Here is an 18,609-nt window from a genome sequence, read left to right as displayed (position 1 = left end):
GCCCCTGCCACAACGGGTTCGGGGAGGTGCCGTGTCGCTGCCGCTGCTCCGGCGGGTGCTCGACGAGATGGCCGCGGACGAGCACGTCGTGGACGACCTGGTGAAGGCCGCGCGGAGCCAGTCCCCCGAGGTCGCGCGGCTGCCGGAGGCGGAAAACCGGCGGCACGTCCAGTTCCTGCTCACCGCGGCACTGCGGGCCACGACGAACCCCGACACGGCCGACTACACGACGGCCGAGGCGCTGGGGGCCGACCGCGCCGCCCAGGGTGTCCCGCTCACCGACCTGCTGCGCGGCGTCCAGGCGGGACGCACCCTCGCGGCACGCGTCGCCGTCGACCGCTGCCGGGCCGCGGGCCTGCCCGACGACGTCATCCTCCAGACGGTCCTCGACGCCGAGCGCTACACCGGCGCGCTGGAACGCCACATCGTCAAGGGCTACCACGCCGCCGAACTCCAGCTTTCGCGCACGGTGCGGGACGCGCGCACCCAGCTGCTGCGGAACCTCCTGCTCGCCGGGCCGCCGCCGGCCCCCGAAGAGCTCCGGCGGGCGGGACTGCGTCCCGATGGCCGGTACCACTGCGTCGTGTCCGACGTCAGCGACCCGGCGCACGCTCGCACGCTCGAACAGGCGCTGCTCGAGTTCGGCGGGGTCTACGGCCTGGTCGAAGGCAGGCTCACCGGCCTGGCGGCCCGGTCGCCCGCGGGCGTCGCGCTCGCCGGCGACGTGCTGCTGATCGCCGCGCCCGGCGCGGCTTTGCCCGCGCTGCCGGAAATCCACCGGCTGTGCACGGCCGCGTCGCGCCTCGCGGCGGCCCGCGACCGGCGCGGGTACCACGACCTCACGTCCCTCGCGGGCGAGCTCGCGGTGTCGGCCCAGCCGCTGCTCGGCGACCTCCTCACCGCGGACCTGCTCGGCGCGCTGGACCCCGTGAACCCGTTCCACCGCGAGCTGGCGGCCACCGCGCTGTCCTACCTCGACCACGGGCAGCGGCTGCGGCCCACGGCCGAAGCACTGCACCTGCACCCGAACACGGTCCGCTACCGCCTCGACCGGCTGGCCGAGCTGACCCCGCTGGCGCTGGCGGAAAACTCCGGCGCGAGCGTCCTCGACGCCGTGCGGTCCTGGTGGGCGCTGAACCACTGGCTCACCCGGTGATCACCCGGATAGGGTCATGCGCATGGCTGAACCCCAGCGCCTGCCCGCGACCACGTCCGGCGGGGAATGCGTTTTCTGCGCGATCGGCACCGGCCGCGCCCCCGCGGCCCTGGTCCACGAAGACGACGAGTTCGTCGGCATCGTCGACCTCCGCCCGGTGACCACCGGCCACCTGCTGGTGCTCCCCCGCGCGCACTACGCGGACCTGGCCGAGCTGCCGCCCGAGACGGGCACCCGGATGTTCGGCGTCGCCCAGGAACTGGCGGCGGCCTTGCGCCGCACGGACCTGCCGTGCGACGGCATCAACCTCTTCCTGGCCGACGGCAAGGCCGCGGGCCAGGAGATCCCGCACGTCCACCTGCACGTGATTCCCCGCCACGCGGACGACGGCTTCGTCATGCAGGCCGACTGGCGGGTGCGCGACCGGGAAGAACTGGCCGAAGTGGCGGCGAAGGTGCGGGCCGCGCGGTGAGCGGCGCGAAGGTCCTGGTCGCCGGGGCGAGCATCGCGGGCCCCGCCTTGGCCCACTGGCTGCGGCGCCGGGGCGCCGAGGTGACCGTGATCGAGCGGGCTCCCGGCGTGCGTCCGGGCGGCCAGGCGGTGGACGCGCGCGGGGTGACCAAGGAGGTCATCCGGCGGATGGGGCTGGACGCGGCGGTGCGCGCGGCCCGCACCGAAACCGCCGGCGCGCACATGGTGGACGCCGACGGGACCATCCTGGAGACCCACCGCGCCGACGACGACGGCGGCGACGGGTTCATCGCGGACATCGAGATCCTGCGCGGGGACTTGTCCCAGGTCCTGCACGACGACACGGCCGACGGCGTCGAATACGTCTTCGGCGACCGGATCGCCGAGCTCACCCAGGACGCGGACGGCGTCGACGTCACGTTCGCGAGCGGCGGCAGGCGGCGCTTCGACCTGGTGGTCGGCGCCGACGGGCTGCACTCGGCGCTGCGCGCGATGGTCTTCGGGCCGCACGAGCAGTTCGTCCGGCACCTCGGGCTCGTGCTGGCCTTCTACAGCGTGCCCAACGAGTTCGGGCTGGACCGGTGGTACCTCGAGTACCAGGACCCGGAGTCCGGGCGCTCGGCGGCGCTGCGGCCCATCCGGGACGCCACCCGGGGCATGGCCATGTTTTCCTTCCCCGCCGCGGAGTTCGACGTCGATCACCGCGACGTCGAGGGGCAGAAGCACCTGCTGCGCGAGCGGCTGGCGGGCTTCGGCTGGCTGACCCCGCGCATCCTCGCGCACCTGGACGACACCCCGGACTTCTACCTCGACCAGGTCGCGCAGGTGGTGCTGGACCGCTGGTCGGACGGGCGCGTCGGGCTGCTCGGCGACGCGGCGTTCTGCGCGTCGCCGATGTCCGGGCAGGGCACCGGCCTGGCCCTGGTCGGCGCCTACCTGCTGGCCGGCGAACTGGCCGCCGCCGGCTGGGACCCGGCGGCCGGGTTCGCCGCGTACGAGGCGCGGATGCGCTCGTTCGTCGAGGCCAACCAGGAGATGGGCCGGTGGCACGTGCGGATCCGCGGCGCGACCGGGCCGGACGCCGAGCCCGACATGGACGTGCTCATGCCGCTGATCGAGCGCGCGCTCGACGGCGTCGACCTGCCGGACTACGCCGGGGTGCCGGACTCCGGGGCGCCGTAGCGGTTCAGGCCTCGTGCAGCTTGTCCGGGTGGTGCACGGCGGTCTTCCGGACTTCTCGCTGCGCACCAGGTACTGCGGCTCCTCCGCGACCGAACTCTGGTTGCCCGCGTCCCAGCGCACGCGGTCGCCCCTGCGGAACTCCTTGCCCATCACCACACCTCCTGACCTGGGGAGTACCCGTGATCACGCGGGGTACCCGTCCGGAATGGACGACGAGGAGACCCGCCGCGAGTTCGGCGACGCCGTGAACATGACCGCCCGGCAGCTGGACGACTGGCTGCGGACCGACGAGTCGAAAGCCGCCGGGCAGCACGACGGCGGCGGCGAGTCCGTCGGCCACCAGTCCGGCCGCCGGATCGTCGAGCTGCTGCGGACCAAAAAGGCCGACCTGACCGGCGACGACCACGCCCACATGCGCAAGGTCGTCGGGTACGTGCACCGGCACCTGGCCCAGCGGCCCTCCGGCGACGTCCGGGACACCACCTGGCGCCACTCGCTGATGAACTGGGGCCACGACCCGCTCGCCTAGGGCCTGTATCGAAGTCGGCGCCGGTGTCCGGCATGGACGCCGCGGCTTCCGCGAGGTCTTGAATGAGTCATTCAGGACCTCCGAAGACCTGAATGACTCATTCAAGACCTTTGACTAGCGGCCACCGGCGGCAGCGTGGACGGCGAGGCGTAGGTCGGCTGCGATCGCCGAACGGCTCCGACCGAATTCGATACAGGCCCTAGGCGTAGTCCTTCAGCACCAAGGCGTTCGCCGCCTCGCGGACGGGGCGGGCCATCTGCTCCAGGACGCGGTTGCGGCCCGGGAGGTGGGGCATCAGCTTGATCATCCGGGTGTTGATCCACGCGAACGCCCGCGACTGCGGGAGGATCCCGCGCAACGCCGTCTTCGCCAGCGCCTGGTTCTTTTCGATGTACGGCCGCATTTCCGCTTCGTACCGCGCGAACGCCGGCTCGTGGTCGCCCGCGGCCGCGGCCAGCTCGCCCGCCAGGACGTACGCGCCCGCCAGCGCCAGGCTCGTGCCCTGGCCCGACGCCGGGGACGGGCAGTACCCGGCGTCACCCAGCAACGTCACGCGGCCCGCCGAAAGCCGGTCGGCGACGATCTGGCACACCGGGTCGAAGTAGAAGTCGCCCGCCGCGCGCATCGCCTCCAGCAGCTCCGGGATTTCCCAGCCCAGACCGTCGAACTGGGACGCGACAAGCTTCTTCTGGCCGTCGACGTCGCGCCGGTCGTAGCGCAGCGGCGGGGCGCTGAACCAGAACGCCGCCTTCGCGTCGGCGGCCCCGGCCGTGCTGTAGACGTTGACCATCTTGCCCGGCGCCGCCGAGTGCAGCAGCTCCCAGCGGTCCAGCCGGTGCGTGTTGGGCACCGTCGAAATCGAGATGTAGGCGTCGAAGCGGCGCAGGAAGTCCTCTTCCGGGCCGAACGCCAGCGCGCGGACCCCGGAGTGCAACCCGTCCGCGCCGACGACCAAGTCGAACCGGCGCGGCTCGCCGTGCGCGAACGTGACGTCGACGCCCGCCGCGGACTGGTCCAGCCCGGTGATCCAGTCGCCGAAGACGTACTCCACGTCGGCGCGGGTGTGGTCGTACAGGATCTTCGCCAGGTCGCCGCGCAGGATTTCGGTGTCGTCGCCGTGGCGGAAACCGAAGGTGTCGGCGTCGAGCGTCGCGACCTCCTTGCCGCGCTTGTTCACGAACGCCGCACCGCGCATGTCGGTGCTCGCCGCGTGCACCTCGTCCAGCAAGCCCATCCGGCGGACGACGTCGACCGCGACGCCGCGGATGTCGACCTTGTAGCCGCCTTCGCGCAGGCTCGGGGCGCGTTCGACGACGGTGGCGCGGAAGCCGTGGTGGTGCAGCCACCAGGCGAGGGCGGGACCGGCGACGCTCGCGCCGGAGATCAGGATCGTCTTCGTCATGCCCCGCAGCGTGGCCGGGGCCGCCAACCGCTCACGAACCGAGCGCGAACCGCCGCTGACCGAACTCGCTCAACGCCTGCTCAGGCGGCATTTCCCGGCCACGGGCGAAGGCTTCGGCGTACGCGTCGGCGCCGATGCGGGCCCGGACCTGAGCCGTCACGGCGGCGACGTCGGGGTCGCCGGTCACGGGCGCGCCGCGCAGGCCCACGGCGACGCCGAGGAGGAACGCGGCCCGGTCGTCCTCGGCGCGTCCCGCGAGCACCCCGGCGAGGCCTTCGACCGCCTGGGCCGCGCCGGGCAGGTTCGCGTGCTCCAGCGCCGTGGCGAGGGCTTCCTGGTGCAGTTCGGTGGCTTCGTCGAGGTGGCCCTCGGCGGCCGCCGTCCAGCCGAAGCCGGTGTGCAGGCGGATCCGCGTCTCGCCGCCGGTCACCGGGTCGACGGCCAGGCCGACCGCGGCGGCGTACCAGCGGCGGGCGGCGGCCAGGTCGCCCGCGCGTCGCGCGATCTCGCCCAGCCCGCCGCGAGCCCGCGCCAGCGTCACCGGCGTGCCCGCGGCGCGTGCCTGCTCGGCGGCGGCTTCGTAGTCGGCGCGCGCGGCGTCGGGGTCCCCGGCGCGGAGCACGCCGTCCGCGCGGCGGCAGAGCAGGTCGGCGGCGTCCTCGAACGCGCTCAGTTCCCCCGCCAGCCGGACGGACTCGTCCATCAGCTCGCGGAACCGCGCGTGGTCGCCGCGCCAGTCCGCGAACTCCGCGAGCTTCTCCAGTGCGCTCGCCGCACCCCAGCGGTCACCGAGTTCGCGAAATCCTTGCAGTGCCTCGGAAAAGTGCGTCTCGGCCTCGGCGATCCGGCCCTGGTACTGGGCGCCGAGGCCGTCACCGATGCGCGCGAACGCCCGCGACCAGGCGTCGTCGCCGATCAGCCCGGCCAGCCGCTCCCCTTCCTTCGCCTTGGCGCGCGGGGAAAACGCCCACAGCAGGAACAGGTACGGGTAACGCAGCCGGTGGAGCGTCCGCAGGATCGGCTCGATCTCGACGTCGGTCGCCGACGCGTGGATCACGCAGAGGACGTACTCCTCGGCCAGCCCCGGCGGCGGTTCGGCGCCGATGGCGGCGAGCACGGCGTCGGCGAACGGCGTCGCCTCGCTGCGCAGGCCGCGCAGCCACCAGTACCAGGTCAGGGCCGCGACGAGCCGCAGGGCTAGCTCAGGCTCGTGCTCGGCGCTCCAGCGCAGGGCCGCGTGCAGGTCGGCGTGTTCGGCGGTCAGCTCGGCCAGTGCCGTCAGCTGGTCCGCGCCGCGCAGTTTCGGCTCGGCCTCACGGGCGATGTCCAAAAAGTACTTCGCGTGCGCCGCGCGACAGTCGTCGCCCTGCTCGGCGCAGAACGCGCGGATCGTCTCCAGCATCCGGTAGCGGGCACCGTCGAACTCCACGAACGACTTCTCGACCAGCCCGGTGAGCACGTCGCCGGACACCTCGCAGACGCGCTCGACGGCGTCGAGCCGCGCGCCACCGGCGAACCCGGCGAAGCGTCCGGCCAGCCGCCGCTCCGCCGGGTCGAGGAGGTCCCAGCTCCACTCGACGACGCCACGCAGGGTCCGGTGCCGCGGCTCGGCGGACCGATCGCCGCGGGACAGCAGGCCGAAGCGGTCGCCGAGGCGGGCGGCGACGTCGTCGGCCGACAGCGACCGCAGCCGCGCGGCGGCGAGTTCGATCGCCAGCGGCAGGCCGTCGAGGGCGGCGCAGATCCGCGTCACCGCGGCCGGATCGGGAACGGCGCCGAGCGCGACGGCCGCGGCCCGCTCGGTGAAGAGCCGCTCGGCGGCTTCGGCGGACAGCGCGCCGACCGGCACGAGCGTCTCGCCGGTCAGGCCGAGTGCCTCACGGCTGGTGGCGAGCACGCGCAGCCCGGGACAGGCGCCGAGCAGCCGCCGCACGAGCCGGGCGGTCTCGGCGACGACGTGTTCGCAGTTGTCGAGCACCAGCAGCACCGACCGGTCGGCGAGACCGGCGGCGAGCCGTTCGACCGGGTCCGGCGGGGCCCCGGGGGCCAGCACGCCTTGTTCACGCAGGCCCAGCGCCGCGAGCACGGCGTGCGCGACCTCGGTCGTCGCCGCCAGTTCGGCGAAGCAGACATCACCGCGTTCACGGACGGCGGCTTCGACGGCGAGCCGGGTCTTGCCCGCACCGCCCGGCCCCGTGAGCGTGACGAGCCGGGCGTCGCGCAGGGCGGCGGTGAGCCGGTCCAGCTCGACGCGGCCGACGAACCCGGTGAGCGGCACGGGAACCCGGCGCGCCGGGGCGGCCCGCAGCACCGCGGCGTGGGCGTCCGTGAGGTCGGCCGACGGGTCGGCGCCGAGTTCCTCGGCGAGCCGTTCCCGGACTTCGGCGAACACGGTGAGGGCTTCGGCGGAGCGGCCGCTGCCGTGGAGCGCCCGCATGAGCTGCGCGGCGAGCCGTTCGCGCAAGGGGTGTTCGGCGGTCAGCGCCCGGAGTTCGGCGACGAGCCGGTCGTGGTCGCCGAGCGCGAGAGCTGCGTCGACACGGTCTTCGGTGGCGGCGAGGCGGAGTTCCGCCAGGCGGGCCGCGGTGGGCGGGTCGGCGAGGCCGTCGAGCGCCGGTCCCCGCCACAGCGCGAGGGCCCGGTCGAGCAGGTCGAGCCGCGCAGCCGGATCGGGCGTGTCCCGCGCCTGGGTGACGAGCCGGTCGAACCGGTGGACATCGACGTTTTCGGGGTCGACGGCCAGCCGGTACCCGGCGGGCGTGAACTCGACGAGGCCATCGGGCGCGCCGCCGTCACGCAGGCGACGCCGGAGCCGGGACACCTGGGACTGCAGGGCGTCGGCGGCCCCGTCGGGCGGGTGGTCGCCGTGCAGGCCGTCGATGAGCCGGTCCGCGCTGATCACCCGTCCGGCATCGAGCGCGAGCAGCGCGAGCAAGCCGCGCAGCTGAGGCCCGCCGAGCGCGACGGGCGTCCCGTCGGAGCGGCGGGCTTCGACCGGCCCGAGGATGGCGAACTGCACCCGCCGATTCTGTCCCAGCGGCCCGGTCCGGCGGTCGGTTTCCGCGGAATCGGACTTCCGTGTCGCCCGCGCCGAGGAACAACGGCAGCCACCCGCCTCTTGGCAGAGTCCGGCGGTCAGATCCCGCCGAACCGGACCTCCGCCTCTCCCGCGCCGAGGAACTCCAGCAGCCGCCCACCTTCCGCCACGATCTCCGCCCGCTGCCCCGTCGCCAGCCTCCCGTGCGGCGTCACCGTCAACCCAGTCCCGTGCAACCGCCAGTCCGCGCGATAGAACCCATCCACCAGCAGGGTCCCACGCGAGGCTCCGTTCCCGGGCGGCAACGGCACCCGACGCCCGGGCGGAAGCACCCGTCCACGATCGGCATGCCCCAGCAACACGTTGTCGTACTCGGGCAAGAACCGCACCGGCGCCGGAACATCCGGCCCCGGCAGCAACCCATCCTCGACGTCGTACAGCACCTCACCCGACTCCGCGCGAAACGTCCGCAGCCCCATCGCCTCGACGACATCACGCACCTTCGTCAACCCGGACCAAGCCTGGACATCGGCGACCGAAGCCGGGCCGAAAGCGCGAAGATAGCGCCGGACAACATCCTCGAGCGACGGGTCCTCCGCGAGCGGCCGCCCCAGCCAGCCGTCCAGCGTGGTAAGCCTCGCGGGCCCGGTCTCGCCCCAAACCCCGCGAGGCGTGACCTGTGCGGTCGGCACCAAGTACGCGACCGCGTAAGACAGAGCCTCGGCGTCGTGCTCCGGCCACCGCTCGGCGAAGGCGTCCTGCACCTGACGCCGACTACGAGGCCGTTCTTCGAGCAGCTTCCGGCCGAGCGCCGCCACCTCGCCCAGGTCGGCCCCGCCGACGCGACGGCCGAAGTGCCCGGTGTAACCAGCCGCCACCACGCGCTGGACCAGCGGCCGCAGGACCCGCGCGTCGTCGGCGAGTACCAGGTGGACGGTCCCGCGCATGAGCAACCCGCGCACGACGTCGCGGCCGGTCACCAGACGAGCCAGTTCCTCCGGCCGGAATGCGGAAAGCCGCGTCCACAACGCGACGTACGGCGCCAGCGGGGCCTGCCCCTGCATCCCGACGAGGTGCCCGACCATCTCGGTGGCCGACAGCGACGCGCGCTCGAGCAGGTGCTGTCGCGCGAGCAGCGCGCGGTTGAGCGCGCGCTGCCCCAAGACCGTCATCAGCGGAGCTTGCGGAAGAACGCGCGGACGTCCGCGACGAGCAGCTCGGGAGCCTCCATCGCCGCGAAGTGACCGCCTTCCGCGAAGTCCGACCAGTGCTCGATCTTCCCCTCCGGGTCCATGATCCGGCGCACCACCGGCGAGGTGTTGAACACCGCCCAGCCCGCGGGCACCGCCGACGGCGCCAGCCAGCCGTGGCCCGAGTGCGCCGCCTCGTACAGGAACCGGGCCGCCGTCGCGCCGCTGCGCGTGAACCAATACAGGCTGACCGTCGTCAGCAGGCGGTCGCGGCTGATCCCGCCGTCCGGGTTGGTCCACGCGCGGAACTTCTCGGCGAGCCAGGCCAGCTGCCCCACCGGGGAGTCGGTGAGCCCCGCCGCGATCGTCTCGGGCGTGTGCGACTGGAGGTCGAGGTACCCGCGCCCGGCCTTCCACGCCTCCCGCGCGGCGTCCAATTCGGACTGTTCGGCGGCGGAAAGGTCCGCGGGCAGCGGGAGTTGCTCCCCGGCCAGGGCGATCGTGCCGCGGTCGCTGTTGACGTGCGTGCCGATGACGCGCTCGGGGTACAACGCGGCGAGCCGTCCCGTGACGCCCGCGCCGATGTCGCCGCCCTGCGCCGCGAAACGGTCGTAACCGAGCCGGGTCATCAGCTCGGCGAACGCCTCCGTCGTCCGCGCCAGTTCCCAGCCCGGCCCGCTCAACGGCGTCGAGAAGCCGAAGCCGGGCAAGGACGGCACGACGACGTGGAACGCGTCCTCGCCCGGCTCGGTCAGCGGCCCGATGACGTCGAGGAACTCGGCGAACGAGCTGGGATAGCCGTGGGTCAGCAGCAGCGGCAGCGCGTCGGCCCGCGGCGACCGGACGTGCAGGAAGTGGATGGTCTGGCCGTCGATCTCGGTCGTGAACTGCGGAAACGCGTTCAACGCCGCTTCCTGGGCCCGCCAGTCGAAGCCGTCGCGCCAGTACTCGGCCAGCTCGCGCACGGCCTCGGTGGGGATGCCGCGGGACCAGTCCGGCTCGTCGCCGGGCACCGGGTCGGCGAACCGGGCCTGGGTCAGGCGGCGGTGCAGGTCGTCCAGGTCGGCCTGCGGGATCTCGATGCGGAAGGAGTTCGTCATGGGACCAAGCTAGGAACCATCGCGGAAGACTTTCTTCCGCGATTCGTGCGATCCTCGGAAAATGTTGCAGACCTCCGCCCGCCTGCTGCGGCTGCTGTCGCTGCTCGAAACGCGCCGCGACTGGACCGGCGCCGACCTGGCCGATCGGCTCGGCGTCACCACGAGGACCGTCCGCAGCGACGTCGGCAAGCTGCGTGAGCTCGGCTACCCGGTCGAGGCCGCCCCCGGCGTCCAGGGCGGTTACCGGCTGGGCGCGGGCGCGCAGTTGCCGCCGTTGCTGCTGGACGACGACGAAGCGGTGGCCGTCGCGGTCGGGCTGCGGACGGCCGCCGGTGTCGCCGGGATCGAGGAGACGTCGGTGCGGGCCGCGGCGAAGCTGGAGCAGGTGCTGCCGTCCCGGCTGCGGCACCGCGTGCACGCCCTGCAGGCCGCGACGGTCGCCGTGCCCGGTGCCGGTCCCGCCGTCGACGCCGATGTGCTGAGCGCCATCGCGGCGGCGATCCGCGACGGCGAGCGGCTGCGGTTCGACTACACCAGCCACGAGCGCGCCGCGAGCCGCCGCGACGTCGAGCCGCACCGGCTGGTCAGCTGGGGACGGCGCTGGTACCTCGTCGCCTGGGACACCGGCCGGGACGACTGGCGCACGTTCCGCGTCGACCGGATGGCCCCGCGGGTGCCGAACGGCCCGCGCTTCGCCCGGCGCGAGCCACCCGAAGGCGACGTCGCGCGGTTCGTGCAGCGCAGCGCGGGCGCGGCGACGTGGCGGTTCCACGCGAAGGTGCGGCTGCACGCTTCGGCCGAGCACGTACGCGCCCGCCTCCCGCTGGCGGTCGAGGTGACCCCCGAGGGCCCGGTCCGCTGCGTCGCCGAGGTCGGCTCCGACAACGCGCAGATGCTCGCGCTGTACCTGGGAATGCTCGAAGTGGACTTCGAGGTGCTCGACGCGCCGGAGCTGGCCGCGGAACTGGCCAAGACCGGCGAGCGGTTCTTGCGCGCGGCTAGCGCAGGGAGTTCGCGATCTCCTCGATGAGGACCATCTGCTCCTGCATGCCGATCTCCATGCCGGACTCGAGGATCGTGTCCCGCAGTTCCTTGCTGCCCGTCTCGGTCAGCAGGCGCAGCAGCGTGCGGTCGCCGTCGAGGGCGGTGAACGTGACCGTGCTGACCGGCCCGTCCACGGAATCCAGCGGCACGCCGGGCATCTCGAACACCTCGGTGTAGACGATCCGCTCCTCCGGCACGACTTCGCGGTACTCGCCGTGGAAGCCGACTTCGGTACCGTCATCGGATTTCAGCACGTACCGCCACCGGCCGCCGGGCCGCAGGTCCATCTCGACGTCCGTCGTCGTCCCGCGGTGCCCGCTCCACCAGCGCCGCACCAGCTCCGGCGTGGTCCACGCGCGGTAGACCAGGTGCTTGGGCGCGTTGAACTCCCGCGTGATCAGGATCTGGTCGTCGGCCGGGAGGGTGATCTTCGCACTCTTCGTCTCCACCACGTCACTGCTCCTGTTCCTTGAGGTCTTCCAGGACGTCGTCCAGCAGCTCGAACCGCTCCGCCCACGTCCGCTCGTAGCGCTTGACCCAGTCGTGGATCGGCTTGAGCGCGGCCCCGTTGAGCCGGTAGAGCCGCTGGCGGCCGTCGCCGCGCACGTCGACCGCGCCCACCTCGCGCAGTACCCGCAGGTGCTTCGACACCTGGGGCTGCGCCAGGCCGAGGAGGTCGACCAGGTCGCCGACCGACCGCTCGCCGCCCATCAGGACGTCGAGGATCTGCCGCCGCCGGGGTTCGGCCACCGCGTTGAACGTGTCCGCCGTCGTCGCCGCTCGTGCCACGCGCCCATCATATTCCCATATGGGTATGCGTCAAGACCGGTGTGCCGGGTAACCGTCGCGGACCCGACAGGAAGGAGTCCGGCGTGGTCAGTGCGCAGGCGAAGATCCGGATGGCCCTGCTGCGCGCCTCGGGCCAGAAACGGTTCTACGACGACGCTTCGGCCCTGCACCACCGCCTGCCCCGCCACCAGCGCGCGTCGATGGCCCGGCCGCCGAGGCGGGTGCGCCGCCGCTGCGCGGTGGACCGGTGGGAGGTCCACGGTTTCCCCTGCTACACCTTCCGCCCGCGCGACGGCGCGACGAGCGACCTGCACGTGTTCCACCTGCACGGCGGCGGTTACGTCGAGCAGGTCGAGAAGCACCACTGGCAGTACGCCGCCGACCTGGTCGCCCAGCTCGGCTGCGCGGTGACGCTGCCGGTCTACCCGCTGGTGCCCCACCACGACCACACCACCACGATCCCGATGGTGCAGGCGGCCTACGACGGCGTCGCCGCGGGCGACGAACGCGTCGTCGTCTCCGGAGACTCCGCGGGCGGCGCCCTGGCCCTGGCGATCGCGCAGAACCTGCGTGCCGCCGGGCGGCCGCAGCCCGACCGGCTGGTGCTCTACTCGCCGTGGCTGGACGTGCTGCTCGAAGACCCGGTTTCGGAGCTGCTCGACGAGACCGACCCCATGCTCGGCATCGCCGGGCTGCGCGAAGCGGGCCGGATGTACGCCGAGGGCAGCCACCCGCGCGACCCGCTCGTCAGCCCGATCCACGCCGACCTGACCGGCCTGGGCCCGATCACGCTGTTCATCGGCACCCGCGACGTCCTGCTGCCGGACGCGCGCCGGTTCGTCGCACAGGCCAGGGACGCGGGGATCGAAGTGGACTACCGCGAATACCCCGGCATGTTCCACAACTGGCTGATGCAGGCCATTCCCGAGGGCCGCGAGGCGATGAACCACGTCGAGCGGCTGCTGCGCCGCCCGCCGGTCAGTGCTCGTTCCGCGCCAGGTCCCGGAAGCAGTCCCACGCCCGGCTGACCAGCGCCGGATGCGTCCGCAGGTCGATCGCCGTGCGGGCCAGCGCCGCCGCCGAGGCCAGCATCGCCGACCGGCCGCGCGGGCTCGCCGCCGCGGCCGCGAACTCCGGGGTGTGGTCGGAGTTCTCCTCGGCCGTGATCGCGACGAACGGGTGGATCGCCGGCACGCGGACGCTGACGTCGCCGATGTCCGACGACCCCAGGTACACCCCGGGTGTCGGCGGCGTCGCGTGGATCCCGCACGCGGCCAGGTGTTCGGTGAACCGCTCGGACAGCACCGGGTTGTCGCGGAAGTGCGCGTAGCCGCGCCCGAGGCGTTCGACGTCGACCTTCGCGCCGGTCGCCAGCGCCGCGCCCTCCGCGCACGTGGCGACGTCCTCGGCCAGCCGGTCCAGCGCGTCGGTCGTGAGCGCGCGCAGCCCGAACCGGCCTTCGGCCCGGTCGGGGACGATGTTCGTCGCCTCGCCGCCGTGGGTGATGATGCCCTGGACGTGGGCGCCGGCGGGCAGCCGCTGGCGCAGGACCGACACCGCGCCGAACGCCTGGATCAACGCGGCGAGCGCGTCGATCCCGTGCTCGGGGTCGCCGGTCGGGTGCACCGCGCGGCCGTGGAAGGTCACCTTCAGCTCGACTTGCGCGGTCAGCGGTGCCCACGACCACGAGTGGACGCCGGGATGGATCATCAGGGCGGCGTCGACGTCGTCGAAGACGCCCGCTTCGGCCATCGCGACCTTGCCGCCGCCGCGTTCCTCGGCCGGGGTGCCCACGGCGAGCAGGGATCCCGGGCTGTCCCCCAGCACGTCCTTCGCCGCGAGCGCGGCCCCGAGGCCCGCCGCGGCGATCAGGTTGTGCCCGCACGCGTGCCCGAGGCCCGGCAGCGCGTCGTACTCCAGCAGCAGCGCGACGCAGGGGCGTCCGCTGCCCGCCCGCGCGACGAACGCCGTGGGCAGCCCGGCGACGCCGGTCTCCACCTCGAAGCCGTCGGCGGCCAGCTCGGCCGTGAGCCGTCGCGCGGCGGCGTGTTCCTCATAGGACAGTTCGGGGTGTTCGTGCAGCGCGGTGGCGACGGCCCAGAGCCGCTCGTCCAGGTGCGCGATCCGTTCGTCGGCCCGCTCGTGCAGCTCCTCGTGCCACTCCATGCCCACCGGAATACCCCCACCACGCACGGTCACACCACCGGGGGTGTTTCACGAGACGCGCGTCCGGCTACTCCCCGGCAATGGACCACAGCAAGGCACCGGTGCTCGAGGCGCTGCGGGACTACCGCGACGCCGGTTACGTTCCGTTCAACGCGCCCGGCCACAAGCAGGGCCGGGGAGTCGACCGGCGGGTCCTGGACGTCGTCGGCGCCGACGTGTTCGCCTCCGACGTCATCGCCCTCAACGGCCTCGACGACCGGCTGATGCGCCACGGCGTGCTGTCCGAGGCCCAGCAGCTGATGGCCGACGCGGTCGGCGCCGAGCACACGTTCTTCTCCACCTGTGGCAGTTCGTTGTCGGTGAAGAGCGCGATGCTCGCGGTCGCCGGGCCGCACGAGAAGCTCCTGGTGCCGCGGCACGTCCACAAGTCGGTGATCTCCGGGCTGATCGTCAGCGGCGTGCAGCCGGTGTGGGTGCGGCCGCGCTGGGACGCCGAGCAGCGGATGACGCACCCGCCGGGCCCGCGCGAGTTCGCCGAGGCGTGCGACGGCGATTCCGAAGTCAAGGGCGCCCTGATGGTGACGCCCACCGACTACGGCACGTGCGGCGACGTCCGCGCGGTCGCCGAGGTCTGCCACGAGCGCGGCATCCCGCTGATCGTGGACGAGGCGTGGGGCGCGCACCTGCCGTTCCACGACGGCCTCCCGCCGTGGGGGATGTACGCGGGCGCCGACGTGTGCGTCACGAGCGTGCACAAGATGGGCGCGGCCGTCGAGCAGAAGCTCGGTGTTCCACCTTCAGGGCGACCGGGTCGACCCGAACGTGTTGAAGGCGCGCGAGGATTTGCTGGGCACGACCAGCCCGAGTTCCTTGGTGTACGCGGCACTCGACGGCTGGCGGCGGCAGATGGTCGAGCAGGGCAAGGACCTGCTGAGCGCGGCGATCGACCTGGTGACGTCGGTGCGCGGCCGCCTGAGCGACCTCGGCTTGACGGTGCTGCACGACGAGTTCCTCGGGCCGGACCTGGCGGATTCGGTCGACCCGTTGAAGGTCGTGCTCGACCTGGCCCCGCTGGGCATCAGCGGGTACCAGGCCGCCGACTGGCTGCGCGAGCACCAGCACGTCACGGTCGGGCTGTCGGACCACCGCCGGATCGTGGCCCAGTTCAACCATTCGGACGACGAGAAAACGGCGGGCGCGCTCATCGACGCGCTCGAGGCGCTGCTGCGGGCCGCGCCTTCGTTCTCGACGCCGCCGAAGGTGGACATCCCGCCCCCGCACGAGTTCGAGCTGGAGACGGCGATGCTGCCGCGCGACGCGTTTTTCGGCCCGGCCGAGCAGGTCCCGCTGAGCGAGGCACCGGGCCGGATCGCGGCGGAGATGATCACCCCGTACCCGCCGGGCGCGCCGGGGGTACTGCCGGGCGAGGTGCTGACGAAGCCGATCCTCGACTACCTCCGCAGCGGCCTGGAGGCGGGCATGCAGTTGCCCGACCCGGCAGACTCCGAGCTCAAGTCCGTCCGGGTCGTCGCCAAGCGCTGACGACGAAGGCGGAGATCCCGGCTGCGCGACGACCGGTACCAAGGCCGCCAAGGGACCCGGGGCGCGGAGTCCGCGTCGCGTCCCGCTACCGCTCCCGAATCGCCGAACCCGGCGCCGTCATCCGGCCGCAGTTCCGCGGTCATCGCCGGACCGCCGGGAAGATGACGCGGGGATGGCGTTGTCGATGAGGACGGCGGCGATGGCGGCAGCGGTCGGAAAGGAATCGCTGTCGACGACGCGGGTCCGCGCCGAGGCGCCGTCGATGAGCAGCGCCAGCTGTTCGCCGAGTTGCTCGGGGTCGGTGGCGCCGGCTTCGCGGGCGGTTTCGGTGAGCCGCGCGGCGATGGCCTTCTTGTAGTCGCGTGCGTACTGGGATGCCGGGTGCTGGGGGTCGTGGAGTTCGACCGCTGCCCCGATGTAGGGGCACAGAGGCGTCGACGCGGGGATGTCGAAGGCGGCGAGGAGCCGTTCGCGGGGCGTGAGGTCGGTGCGGTCGAACACTTCGGGCATGACGCCGGGGTCGAATCGGCGCAGGTATTCGGCGACGAGTTCGTCCTTGCTGGCGAAGTGCTGGTAGGCCGTGCGCTTGGACACCTGGGCCACGGCGCAGAGCTGATCGATGCCCGTGCGGTTGATGCCCTGGTCGCGGAACAGCTGCTGTGACGCGCTGAGGATGCGCTCGCGGGCGCCCCGGCCGCGGCGCTGACCCGAGGGGCCCTTCTCCAACTCCGTCATCCCTCGAGCATAGCCCAGCTCGGTACCGACCTGTGTACATAGCTTGCGCTTCCCGTCGGGCGTCGGCTACGTTAAGCACACCAACCTGTTTACCTAATCGTGCGTCAAGGAGTGATCGTGGGAAAACTCGCCGGCAAGGTAGCGGTGATCACGGGCGGATCGACCGGCATGGCGCTGGCGGGCGCGAAGCTGTTCGTGGAAGAGGGAGCGCACGTCTTCATCCAGGCCCGGCGGCAGGACGCGCTGGACGACGCCGTCAAGCTGATCGGCCGCAACGTGACCGCCATACAGGGCGACGCGGCCGAACCGGCCGACCTCGACCGCCTTTACGACACCGTCAGGCGGGAGAAGGGCTCGATCGACGTGCTGTGGGCCAGCGCCGGGATGGGCGAACCCGCCGTCCTCGGCGAGATCACCGAGGAACAGTTCGACCGCGCGTTCTCGCTCAATGCGCGCGGCACCCTGTTCACCGTGCAGAAGGCCCTGCCGTTGCTCAACGACGGCGCCTCGGTCTTCATGACCGGCTCGAACGCCTCACTCGGGGCCTTCCCCGGCTGGAGCCTGTACGCCGGAAGCAAGGCCGTGCAGCAGGCCTGGGCCCGCGTGTGGCTCGACGAGCTCAAGGATCGCAAGATCCGGGTGAACGTCCTGACCCCGGGCCAGGTCGCCACGGCCAAGCAGGAAGAACTGTTCGACGAGGCGACCAAGGCCGCGTTCGAATCCCTGATCCCGCGGGGAAAGATGGGCCGCCCCGAGGAGATCGCCGCCGTCGCGCTGTTCCTCGCCTCCGCCGACTCCAGCTACGTCAACGGCCTGGAACTGGTCGCCGACGGCGGCACCACCGCGATCTGATCCACAAGCCAGGAAGAGAGCACAGTTCATGAGCGGCATCACCCTCATCGGCACGGGGAACATGGCCCGCACGATCGGCACGCTCGCGGTGGCGGGCGGCACCGCCGTCGAGGTCATGGGGCGCGATCAGGCCAAGGCCGACGCTCTGGCCAAAGCGCTGGGCGGCGGTGCGACGGCGGGAAAGTGGGGCACCGTCCCGGCCGGGGACATCGTCATCACGGCCCTGTTGTACGACAGTGTCGTCCCGGCCGTCGCCGAGTACGGAACCGCACTCGCGGGCAAGGTCATCGTCGACATCAGCAACCCCTTCAACACCACATCCGACGGACTGGCCCACCGCGAGCAGACCTCGATCGCGCAGGAAGCCGCCAAGGTCGCCCCGGCCGGCGCCAGCGTGGTGAAGGCCTTCAACACCGTCTTCCGGCACGTCCTGGAGAAGGGCCGCGCCACCGTCTTCATCGCGGGCGACGACGCACCGGCCAAGGCGGCGGTGGCGGACTTCGTCACGAACCTCGGACTGCGCCCGCTGGACGTCGGCGGCCTGAAAATGGCGCACTGGCTGGAAGGCGCGGGCGTGCTCACGATGGGCCTCGCCCGCAACGGGGTCGGCCACTGGGACTTCGCCCTCGGCGTCACCGAATTCCCGGCGAGCTGAACCGCCCGTGGTCCGTCAGCGGACGGTGAAGCCCCCGTCGACGGTCAGGACCGTGCCCGTCACCCACGAATTCTCCGGGGACGCCAGGTAGAGCGCGGCCGCGGCGACGTCTTCCGGCCGGCCGATCCGGGCCATCGGGTAAGCGCGCCGGACGTACTCCTCGTAATCCGTGCGCTCGCCGGTGCTCGAAGGCCGGGGTGCGCACCGACCCGGGGACGATCGCGTTCACGCGCACCCCCGCCGGGCCGAGTTCGCTGGCCAAGGCCTTCGTGAACGCGTCGAGAGCACCCCGTGTCGCCGAGTACATCGACGCGGGCCGGCCCTCGACCATCTTCCGGCCCCAGTAGCTCGAGATGTTGACCACGGAACCGCCGGCCGCGGTCAGGCTGGGCAACAGCAGCCGGGTCAGCTGGAACGGCACGCCGAGGTTGACCCGGACCATCGCGTCGAAGTCGGCGTCGGTGGTGTCCGCCAGCGTCTTGAGGTGGGTGACGCCGGCGTTGTTGACCAGGATGTCCGCGCGCAGGTGCCCGAGGTGACCGGCGACGGCGCCGGGATCGGCGAGGTCGGCGGCCACGGTCGACACCTCGACGCCGTGCCGCCGCAGCCCGGTGGCGGCGGCCGCCAGCTTCCCGGCGTCGCGGGCGACCAGGACGAGGTCGGCGCCCGCACGGGCGAAGGCGTCGGCGATCGCGAAGCCGATGCCTTCGCTGCCGCCGGTGATCAGGGCCGTCCGGCCGGTGAGAACACTCATGGAAA

18 protein-coding genes and 1 pseudogene are annotated in these 18,609 nt (G+C 72.7%); 10 read left to right on the top strand and 9 right to left on the bottom strand.

Annotated elements, in window-relative coordinates; translation table 11 throughout:
- Window positions 1-31 precede the first annotated feature (31 nt).
- The 4 genes from QP939_RS36650 to QP939_RS36635 all read left to right on the top strand — a co-directional run bounded on the left by QP939_RS36650 (window position 32) and on the right by QP939_RS36635 (window position 3,338).
- Entirely contained in the window at window positions 32-1,156 is a 1,125-nt protein-coding gene (locus QP939_RS36650) for a helix-turn-helix domain-containing protein (RefSeq protein ID WP_285450983.1), read from the top strand.
- 22 nt (window positions 1,157-1,178) lie between these two features.
- On the top strand, window positions 1,179-1,628 hold the full coding sequence (locus tag QP939_RS36645; protein WP_285450982.1) for an HIT family protein: 450 nt from the start codon (window positions 1,179-1,181) through the stop codon (window positions 1,626-1,628).
- The gene (locus QP939_RS36640; protein ID WP_285450980.1) at window positions 1,625-2,809 is read left to right on the top strand and encodes an FAD-dependent monooxygenase; all 1,185 of its coding nucleotides are present in this window, start codon (window positions 1,625-1,627) and stop codon (window positions 2,807-2,809) included. Before QP939_RS36645 ends, QP939_RS36640 begins: the two co-directional genes overlap by 4 nt.
- A 205-nt stretch (window positions 2,810-3,014) precedes the next feature.
- Complete coding sequence (locus QP939_RS36635) at window positions 3,015-3,338, top strand: DUF3140 domain-containing protein (protein WP_285450979.1); 324 nt, start codon at window positions 3,015-3,017, stop codon at window positions 3,336-3,338.
- A gap of 199 nt (window positions 3,339-3,537) precedes the next feature.
- Here QP939_RS36635 and QP939_RS36630 read toward each other — a convergent pair whose 3' ends face one another.
- From QP939_RS36630 to QP939_RS36615, 4 genes are all read right to left on the bottom strand, one after another.
- The gene (locus tag QP939_RS36630) at window positions 3,538-4,740 is read right to left on the bottom strand and encodes an FAD-dependent monooxygenase (RefSeq protein WP_285450978.1); all 1,203 of its coding nucleotides are present in this window, start codon (window positions 4,738-4,740) and stop codon (window positions 3,538-3,540) included.
- 31 nt (window positions 4,741-4,771) lie between these two features.
- On the bottom strand, window positions 4,772-7,759 hold the full coding sequence (locus tag QP939_RS36625) for an ATP-binding protein (RefSeq protein ID WP_285450977.1): 2,988 nt from the start codon (window positions 7,757-7,759) through the stop codon (window positions 4,772-4,774).
- Between the two features lie 116 nt (window positions 7,760-7,875).
- The gene (locus QP939_RS36620) at window positions 7,876-8,949 is read right to left on the bottom strand and encodes a winged helix DNA-binding domain-containing protein (protein WP_285450976.1); all 1,074 of its coding nucleotides are present in this window, start codon (window positions 8,947-8,949) and stop codon (window positions 7,876-7,878) included.
- Window positions 8,949-10,067 carry an epoxide hydrolase family protein gene (locus QP939_RS36615; RefSeq protein WP_285450975.1) on the bottom strand — a complete coding sequence of 373 codons (1,119 nt, stop codon included), beginning with the start codon at window positions 10,065-10,067 and terminating at the stop codon, window positions 8,949-8,951. Before QP939_RS36615 ends, QP939_RS36620 begins: the two co-directional genes overlap by 1 nt.
- Before the next feature lie 61 nt (window positions 10,068-10,128).
- Between QP939_RS36615 and QP939_RS36610 the strand changes: the two genes are divergently transcribed.
- Complete coding sequence (locus tag QP939_RS36610) at window positions 10,129-11,097, top strand: helix-turn-helix transcriptional regulator (protein ID WP_285450974.1); 969 nt, start codon at window positions 10,129-10,131, stop codon at window positions 11,095-11,097.
- Here the strand turns inward: QP939_RS36610 and QP939_RS36605 are convergent.
- On the bottom strand, window positions 11,066-11,563 hold the full coding sequence (locus QP939_RS36605; RefSeq protein ID WP_285450973.1) for an SRPBCC family protein: 498 nt from the start codon (window positions 11,561-11,563) through the stop codon (window positions 11,066-11,068). The two genes, QP939_RS36610 and QP939_RS36605, sit on opposite strands and share 32 nt — an antisense overlap.
- A 1-nt stretch (window position 11,564) precedes the next feature.
- Window positions 11,565-11,900 (bottom strand): ArsR/SmtB family transcription factor, encoded by a 336-nt coding sequence (locus QP939_RS36600; protein ID WP_285450972.1) that lies wholly within the window; start codon window positions 11,898-11,900, stop codon window positions 11,565-11,567.
- A gap of 83 nt (window positions 11,901-11,983) precedes the next feature.
- On the opposite strand from QP939_RS36600, the gene QP939_RS36595 reads away from it, so the two are divergent.
- Complete coding sequence (locus QP939_RS36595) at window positions 11,984-12,928, top strand: alpha/beta hydrolase (protein ID WP_285450971.1); 945 nt, start codon at window positions 11,984-11,986, stop codon at window positions 12,926-12,928.
- Here the strand turns inward: QP939_RS36595 and QP939_RS36590 are convergent.
- Complete coding sequence (locus tag QP939_RS36590; protein ID WP_285450970.1) at window positions 12,879-14,066, bottom strand: amidohydrolase; 1,188 nt, start codon at window positions 14,064-14,066, stop codon at window positions 12,879-12,881. The two genes, QP939_RS36595 and QP939_RS36590, sit on opposite strands and share 50 nt — an antisense overlap.
- Before the next feature lie 80 nt (window positions 14,067-14,146).
- Here QP939_RS36590 and QP939_RS52405 point away from each other — a divergent pair.
- Window positions 14,147-14,785, top strand: a pseudogene (locus tag QP939_RS52405) (aminotransferase class I/II-fold pyridoxal phosphate-dependent enzyme); the annotation flags it as partial.
- 67 nt (window positions 14,786-14,852) lie between these two features.
- Window positions 14,853-15,608 carry an Orn/Lys/Arg family decarboxylase gene (locus QP939_RS52400; RefSeq protein ID WP_491624957.1) on the top strand — a complete coding sequence of 252 codons (756 nt, stop codon included), beginning with the start codon at window positions 14,853-14,855 and terminating at the stop codon, window positions 15,606-15,608.
- A gap of 117 nt (window positions 15,609-15,725) precedes the next feature.
- Here the strand turns inward: QP939_RS52400 and QP939_RS36580 are convergent, their stop codons facing one another.
- On the bottom strand, window positions 15,726-16,343 hold the full coding sequence (locus QP939_RS36580) for a TetR/AcrR family transcriptional regulator (RefSeq protein ID WP_285450969.1): 618 nt from the start codon (window positions 16,341-16,343) through the stop codon (window positions 15,726-15,728).
- A gap of 117 nt (window positions 16,344-16,460) precedes the next feature.
- Here QP939_RS36580 and QP939_RS36575 point away from each other — a divergent pair, with 117 nt between their 5' ends.
- Together QP939_RS36575 and QP939_RS36570 are read left to right on the top strand one after the other, a co-directional pair.
- Window positions 16,461-17,195, top strand: coding sequence for an SDR family NAD(P)-dependent oxidoreductase (locus tag QP939_RS36575; protein ID WP_285450968.1), 735 nt, complete (start codon window positions 16,461-16,463; stop codon window positions 17,193-17,195).
- Between the two features lie 28 nt (window positions 17,196-17,223).
- Window positions 17,224-17,850 carry an NADPH-dependent F420 reductase gene (locus QP939_RS36570; protein ID WP_285450967.1) on the top strand — a complete coding sequence of 209 codons (627 nt, stop codon included), beginning with the start codon at window positions 17,224-17,226 and terminating at the stop codon, window positions 17,848-17,850.
- On the opposite strand, the gene QP939_RS36565 is transcribed toward QP939_RS36570, so the two are convergent.
- The gene (locus QP939_RS36565; RefSeq protein ID WP_434219595.1) at window positions 17,828-18,604 is read right to left on the bottom strand and encodes an SDR family NAD(P)-dependent oxidoreductase; all 777 of its coding nucleotides are present in this window, start codon (window positions 18,602-18,604) and stop codon (window positions 17,828-17,830) included. The genes QP939_RS36570 and QP939_RS36565 overlap by 23 nt on opposite strands.
- Window positions 18,605-18,609: the final 5 nt, after the last annotated feature.

It is taken from the genome of Amycolatopsis nalaikhensis, from assembly GCF_030264295.1.
GTDB classification, from domain to species: Bacteria; Actinomycetota; Actinomycetes; order Mycobacteriales; family Pseudonocardiaceae; genus Amycolatopsis; species Amycolatopsis nalaikhensis.
The sequence above is the reverse complement of the archived record's forward strand: the minus strand, read 5'-3'. Positions and strand labels throughout refer to the sequence as shown.

Excerpts from the sequence above, each read along its gene's own strand:
- QP939_RS36645 (WP_285450982.1), top strand. The coding sequence starts at position 1,179 with ATGGCTGAACCCCAGCGCCTGCCCGCGACCACGTCCGGCGGGGAATGC.
- QP939_RS36635 (WP_285450979.1), top strand. The coding sequence starts at position 3,015 with ATGGACGACGAGGAGACCCGCCGCGAGTTCGGCGACGCCGTGAACATG.
- QP939_RS36630 (WP_285450978.1), bottom strand. The coding sequence starts at position 4,740 with ATGACGAAGACGATCCTGATCTCCGGCGCGAGCGTCGCCGGTCCCGCC.
- QP939_RS36620 (WP_285450976.1), bottom strand. The coding sequence starts at position 8,949 with ATGACGGTCTTGGGGCAGCGCGCGCTCAACCGCGCGCTGCTCGCGCGA.
- QP939_RS36615 (WP_285450975.1), bottom strand. The coding sequence starts at position 10,067 with ATGACGAACTCCTTCCGCATCGAGATCCCGCAGGCCGACCTGGACGAC.
- QP939_RS36610 (WP_285450974.1), top strand. The coding sequence starts at position 10,129 with ATGTTGCAGACCTCCGCCCGCCTGCTGCGGCTGCTGTCGCTGCTCGAA.
- QP939_RS36590 (WP_285450970.1), bottom strand. The coding sequence starts at position 14,066 with ATGGAGTGGCACGAGGAGCTGCACGAGCGGGCCGACGAACGGATCGCG.
- QP939_RS36580 (WP_285450969.1), bottom strand. The coding sequence starts at position 16,343 with ATGACGGAGTTGGAGAAGGGCCCCTCGGGTCAGCGCCGCGGCCGGGGC.
- QP939_RS36570 (WP_285450967.1), top strand. The coding sequence starts at position 17,224 with ATGAGCGGCATCACCCTCATCGGCACGGGGAACATGGCCCGCACGATC.
- QP939_RS36565 (WP_434219595.1), bottom strand. The coding sequence starts at position 18,604 with ATGAGTGTTCTCACCGGCCGGACGGCCCTGATCACCGGCGGCAGCGAA.